The 6,392-nt window shown below is 65.1% G+C and carries 4 protein-coding genes; 3 read left to right on the top strand and 1 reads right to left on the bottom strand.

Annotation, left to right across the window (positions count from 1 at the left end; translation table 11 throughout):
- Nucleotides 1–262: hypothetical protein (locus tag VF497_RS11105; RefSeq protein ID WP_330888653.1), on the bottom strand; the 262-nt coding region annotated here is incomplete at its 3' end.
- 217 nt (nucleotides 263–479) lie between these two features.
- Here VF497_RS11105 and VF497_RS11100 point away from each other — a divergent pair.
- The 3 genes from VF497_RS11100 to VF497_RS11090 all read left to right on the top strand — a co-directional run.
- On the top strand, nucleotides 480–1,196 hold the full coding sequence (locus VF497_RS11100) for a DUF4440 domain-containing protein (protein WP_330888651.1): 717 nt from the start codon (nucleotides 480–482) through the stop codon (nucleotides 1,194–1,196).
- A gap of 138 nt (nucleotides 1,197–1,334) precedes the next feature.
- A complete protein-coding gene (locus tag VF497_RS11095) occupies nucleotides 1,335–3,167 on the top strand; it encodes an aspartyl protease family protein (protein WP_330888649.1) in 1,833 nt (610 codons plus the stop codon).
- A gap of 51 nt (nucleotides 3,168–3,218) precedes the next feature.
- Nucleotides 3,219–6,392, top strand: a 3,174-nt coding sequence (locus VF497_RS11090; RefSeq protein WP_330888647.1) for a methylmalonyl-CoA mutase family protein, incomplete at its 3' end; no start/stop codon positions are given.

Raw genomic sequence — 6,392 nt, 5'->3', positions numbered from 1 at the left:
ATTTGACCGGACCAGGCATCCCGACGTAGGGAAAGTAACCTCCATTCTTGATGTCGGTAACGGCCTTTCCGTTTGCGCGCACCACGCCGTGCACGCCCATCCCGATATGCCCCGGCTGGCGGTAGATGTACACGATGCCTTGGCCGTTCATCGGTGGGTCCATGCGCTTGTACGCCGGCCCGGATGCGCCGCATCCGGTCAGCATGGCGGCCAACAAAATCAAGGTCAAAATTGCGATACGGCGCGTTGTCGAAACAGTCATTTCCTCTCCCTTAGTTCATTTCCGTGGATTCATCGTTGAAACCTGAACTGGATTTCCCAGCGCGACCGAGAATATCGGGGTACTTGTTTCTGTCAACCTATACGGACAGCACTCGCTTCGTCGCGAAAGATGCTCATCCCATCATCGGCGTGACGATCGGCACGCGCCGCAGTTCGCGCGTGTCGGAATACTCCTGCCTTTCCGATCAGGAGTGCGCATGTCCCGTCACGCCGCGTTGTTGCCGATCCTGCTTGCACTGTGCGTGTCCGCACGCGCGAACGACGATGTCGCCGCGCTGATCAAGCGCCAGTCGCAGGAATTCTCCGACGCTTCGGCGAGCGGCGACGCCAAGGTGCTCGGCAAGTATCTCGACGATCGCGTGCTGTTCATGAACGAAGGCGGCGACATGCCGACGAAGAAGGAGATCGTCGACGGCGCGCAACCGCCGGCCAACGGCATGACGAACAAGCTCACGCAGGAGAATTTCAAGGTCGAAGTGCATGGCAACGTCGCGGTCACCTCGTTCACCGATGTCTCGACGCTGCAGTTCCACGGCCAGACCGTGCATGCGAAATACCTCTCGACCGAAGTCTGGCTGCGCGAGGCAGCCGGCTGGAAGATGATCTCGAGCCAGACCATGGCCGCGCAGGATGATCCGCCCGAGGCGACGATGTCCGTGTGGGCATTGGACGAATACGTCGGTACGTACCAGGCCGGCGACTTCACTTATCGCATCGAACGGACCGGCGACGGACTCACCGGCACCGCGCAGGGCGGCAAACCGGTCGTGCTCAAGGCCGAACTGCGCGATGTCTTCTTCACTCCGGGCGCTCCGCGCATACGCCGCATTTTCCAGCGCGACGAACACGGCAAGATCATCGGCTTCGCGAGCCGGCGCGAAGGCCACGACATCGTGTTCAAGCGCGTCGGTTGAAGCACCGCCGGCGGACAGGCCGCGCGCAGCGTGGTTGCGGCCTTGCACGCGCTTGCGCGCAAACGGCATGATCTTTCCTGTAAACGAACCACAGGGCCCGCGCATCGAATGCGCCGACGACAAACTCAAGGAATTCAAATGAAGTTGACCGCCCTGGCCGCGCTGCTTGCGCTCGCCAACGTCGCCCAAGCCGAATCGCACGATGCGGCGCACGTCCTGCAGCGTGCGCGCAGCGTGAGCGGCGGCGATGCGTGGAACGCGATCGCCGCACTGCATGCGAACGGGGAAGAACATGCGGCCGGTCTGACCGCACGCTGGCAAGGCGTCGATGATTTGCGCGGCGGGCACTACGTGCAGCGCTCGGACTTCGGCGTGTTCGCGACGGCCGAAGGTTTCGATGGCCGCGAGCATTGGCGCCAGGATCGTTCCGCCGGCGTGCACGCGCTCGATTCGAAGTTCGCGCAGACGGCGACCGTGACCGATGCTTGGCTCGCGCGCCGCGGCTGGTTGCGCGCCGGTGCGGACGGCGCGGCGTTGTCCGCCGCGAGCAGCAAGACCGACAGCGGTCACAACTACGACGTCGTCACCGCGACCCCGCGCAACGGCCAGCCGGTCGAGTTGTGGTTCGATGCACAAACCGGCTTGCTTGCGCGCAACGTGCGCGTGATGCCGATTTCGCTGCAGATCACGCGCTACGAAGACTATCGCGATGTCGCCGGTGTCAAGCTGCCGTTCGCGATCACGACTGGCGACGGCGAAGCCAGCGACGACGATCGCGTCGCGATCAAGGAATACCGCGCCGACAAGGCCCAACCCGCCGACTTCGCGCGCCCCGCGGCGCGCGTGGACGCGAGCGTGCCGGCACAGGGCAGCCGCGTGCCGATCGAAGTCGACGGCTACGTCACGGTCGAAGCGAAGCTCAACGACCGCACCTACGCCTTCATCCTCGATACCGGCGGACACAACATCATCACGCCTGACGTGGTGAAGGTGCTCGGCTTGCAGTCGGCAGGCGCCGGTGTCTCGGGCGGTGCCGGCGAAGGCACGATCAGCGAGCAGGACACGCGCGTCGCGCGCCTGCAGATTGGCGACGCGGTGATGACCGACCAGCACTTCTACGTGATCCCGCTGCAGTACAACACGGTCGAGCGCGGCGATCGTCCCGTGCTCGGCGGCATCCTCGGCCTCGAATTGTTCGAGCGTTTCGTCGTGCGACTCGACTACCAGGCGAAGACGCTGACGCTGAAGCCGCAAGGCAGCGCGTATCAAGGCCGTGGCGTTGCCGCGCCGTTGACCTTCGCCGACGACATGCCGCTGGTCGCGGCGAAGTTCGAAGGCAGCGCGGGCGATTTCGCGATCGATACCGGCAACGGCAGCACGATGCTGATCCAGCACGTCTGGGCCGAGCAGCACGGCCTCGCCGCGAAGATGAAGGCGGGCCTCGAAACGGTGTCGTTCGGTGCGGGTGGCGCGTCGCGCAATTGGGCGATCGGCGGTGCGCGCTTCGCGATGGGCGGGCAGACGTTCAACGATGTCGTCGCGCGCTATGCCGAAGACAGCAAGGGCAGTTTTTCCTCGCGCACCGAAGCGGGCAATCTCGGCACCGACACGCTCGCGCACTTCACCCTCGAATTCGACTATGCGCGCAGCAAGGTCTGGCTCGAACCCGAGCCGGGCTTCGTCGCGCCGGCGTTCGATCGCTCCGGCATGCGCGCCTACAAGGACAAGCCCGAAGCCTTCAGCGTCGCGCTCGTGGCGCCCGGTACGCCGGCGGCCAAGGCGGGCATCGAGAAGGACGACGAAATCACCGCGATCGACGGCGTCGCCGCAAAGCGGCTCAGCGGCTGGGACATCCGGCGCAAGCTGCGCCAGGCGGCGGGCACGCACGTCGCGCTCACGGTCGCGCATGCGGGCAAGGAGCGCACGGTGACACTCGAATTGGCGGATATCCTGCAGGCGCCCCGGTCCTGAAAAACCCGCACAGCGCGTAGAATAGGCGGATCGTCGCGATACGGACCCGCCATGAGCACCACTGCCCAGTCCATTCCCGCTCGCGTTGCCTCGACGGATGCGGCGCCGCTGCGCTTCGTCACCGCCGCGAGCCTGTTCGACGGCCACGATGCCGCGATCAACATCATGCGCCGCCTGATCCAGGCGCAGGGCGCGGAAGTCATCCACCTCGGCCACAACCGCAGCGTCGAGGACGTGGTGCGCGCCGCACTGCAGGAAGACGCCGACGCGATCGCGCTGTCGAGCTACCAGGGCGGCCACGTCGAATACTTCAAATACATGGTCGACATGCTGCGCGAAAAAGGCGCGGCGCACATCCGCGTGTTCGGCGGTGGCGGCGGCACGATCACGCCCGAGGAAATCGCCGAGCTGCAGGCCTACGGCGTCGAGCGAATCTACCATCCGAACGACGGCATGCATCTCGGCCTCGTGCAGATGATCGAAGACGTCGTCGCGCGCGCGCGCAAGGCCGCGGACGCGCGCCTCAGTGGCGAGGCCAAGACACATGCGGTGCAGGCCAAGGTCGCGATCGACGACGAGATCGCCGTCGGCCACGCCATGACCGCGATCGAGGAAGGCCGCCACGACGAGGCCGAACTCGCGCGCCTGCGCAAGGAATGGCAGCTCGCTGGCGGCAAGACGCCGGTCATCGGCATCACCGGCACCGGCGGCGCCGGCAAGTCGAGTGCGGTCGACGAACTCGTGCTGCGCTTCCTGCATGCGTTCCCGCAGATGCGCATCGCCGTGCTCGCGGTCGATCCGACGCGGCGCCGCTCAGGCGGCGCGCTGCTTGGCGACCGCATCCGCATGAACTCCCTGCGCTCGAAACGCGTGTTCATGCGCTCGATGGCGACGCGCCGCCAGCACGCGGCGACGAGCGCGGTGCTCAAGGACAGCGTCGCGTTCCTGAAAGGGCAGGGCTACGACCTCGTCATCGTCGAGACCGCGGGCATCGGCCAGTCCGATTCCGAGATCGTCGACCTCGTCGATTTCCCGATCTACGTGATGACTTCCGACTACGGTGCGGCGAGCCAGCTCGAGAAGATCGACATGCTCGACTTCGCTGAACTCGTCGTGCTCAACAAATACGACAAGCGCGGCGCCGAGGACGCGCTGCGCGACGTGCGCAAGCAGTGGAAGCGCAACCGCACCGCGTTCACGCTCAAGGACGAACAGGTGCCGGTCTATCCGACCATCGCCAGCCAGTTCAACGACCCGGGCGTGACCTGGATGTTCGTCAACCTGTGCCGCTTGCTGCGCGAGAAGCTGCCGGGCATCGCCTCGAAGCACAGCGACTTCGATCCGCAGCTCGACACGACGATCAAGGAGCCGCGCGCGACCGTGCTGATTCCCGGCGCGCGCGTGCGCTACCTCGCCGAGATTGCCGAAGGCGGTCGCGGCATCAACGCACAGATCATGCGCCAGGCCGAGATCGCCGACCGCGCGCAGGCGCTGTGGATCGCGCTGCGGGAACTCGGCGACCAACACCTGCCCAAGCCGCTCGAACTCTATGCTTCTGACTCTCTTCTCCCCCCGGGAGAAGGTGCCCGAAGGGCGGATGAGGGAAAGTCCTCCGACGCACTCCACGGCACCGAGCCGGGCAACGCCCTTCCCTCATCCGGCGCTTCGCGCCACCTTCTCCCGGCGGGAGAAGGGAAGCAGGGCGATGTGCTGATCCCGCTGCGCCAGCACTACAACGACGCGGTCAAGCAACTCAGCAACGATGCGCTCAACCTGCTGCGCGACTGGCCCGCGCGCCTGAAATCGATCACCGACGAACACTACACCTACCTCGTGCGCGGCAAGCCGGTCGACGGCAACAACTACGTCGACTCGATGTCGCACCAGAAAGTGCCGAAGGTCGCCGCGCCGACGTACAAGAGCTGGGGTGAACTCGTCACCTTCCTGATGAAGGAAAACCTGCCCGGCGCGTACCCGTACACGGGCGGCATCTATCCGTACCGGCGCACCGGCGAAGACCCGTTGCGCATGTTCGCGGGCGAGGGCACGCCCGAGCGCACCAACCGCCGCTTCCACTATTTGTCACAAGGGCAGAAGGCGACGCGCCTGTCCACCGCGTTCGACTCGGTCACGCTCTACGGCGAAGACCCGCATCCGCGCCCCGACATCTACGGCAAGATCGGCAACTCGGGCGTCAACATCCCCACGCTCGACGACATGAAGAAGCTGTACTCCGGCTTCGACCTGTCCGCGCCGAGTACGTCGGTGTCGATGACGATCAACGGACCCGCGCCGATCATCCTCGCGATGTTCATGAACACCGCGATCGATCAGGCCGTGGAGAAATACCTCAAGGCCGATGAGCTGCGCTGGAAGGAAGCGCAGGCCAAGATCGCCAGACTCTACGAAGGCAGGAAGCGTCCGGTTTATTCTGGCGATCTGCCCGCGGGCAACAACGGTCTCGGCCTGGGCCTGCTCGGCGTCACCGGCGACCAGCTCGTCGACGCCGAAACCTACGCGCGCCTCAAGGCGGAAACGCTCGCCGCCGTGCGCGGCACCGTGCAGGCCGACATCCTCAAGGAAGACCAGGCGCAGAACACCTGCATCTTCTCGACAGAATTCGCCCTGCGCATGATGGGCGATATCCAGCAGTACTTTGTCGACCACAAGGTGCGCAACTTCTACTCGGTGTCGATCTCGGGCTACCACATCGCCGAGGCCGGCGCGAACCCGATCTCGCAGCTCGCCTTCACCCTGTCGAACGGCTTCACCATCGTCGAGTACTACCTCGCGCGAGGTATGCGCATCGACGACTTCGCCCCGAACCTGTCGTTCTTCTTCTCCAACGGCATGGACCCGGAATACAGTGTCATCGGCCGCGTCGCGCGGCGCATCTGGGCGCGCGCCATGCGCGAGCGCTACGGCGCCAACGAGCGCAGCCAGATGATGAAGTACCACATCCAGACCTCCGGCCGCTCGCTGCACGCGCAGGAAATCCAGTTCAACGACATCCGCACGACGCTGCAGGCGCTGTACGCGCTGTTCGACAACTGCAACAGCCTGCACACCAACGCCTACGACGAGGCGATCACCACGCCGACCGAAGAATCCGTGCGCCGCGCCGTCGCCATCCAGCTCATCATCAACCGCGAGCTGGGGCTGAATTTCTGCGAGAACCCGTGGCAGGGCAGCTTCATCATCGACAAGCTCACCGACATCGTCGAA

This window comes from Rudaea sp. (assembly GCF_036383415.1).
Classification (GTDB): Bacteria; Pseudomonadota; Gammaproteobacteria; order Xanthomonadales; family Rhodanobacteraceae; genus Rudaea.
Note: the sequence above shows the minus strand (reverse complement) of the source record. Positions and strands in the feature narration are given on the sequence as shown.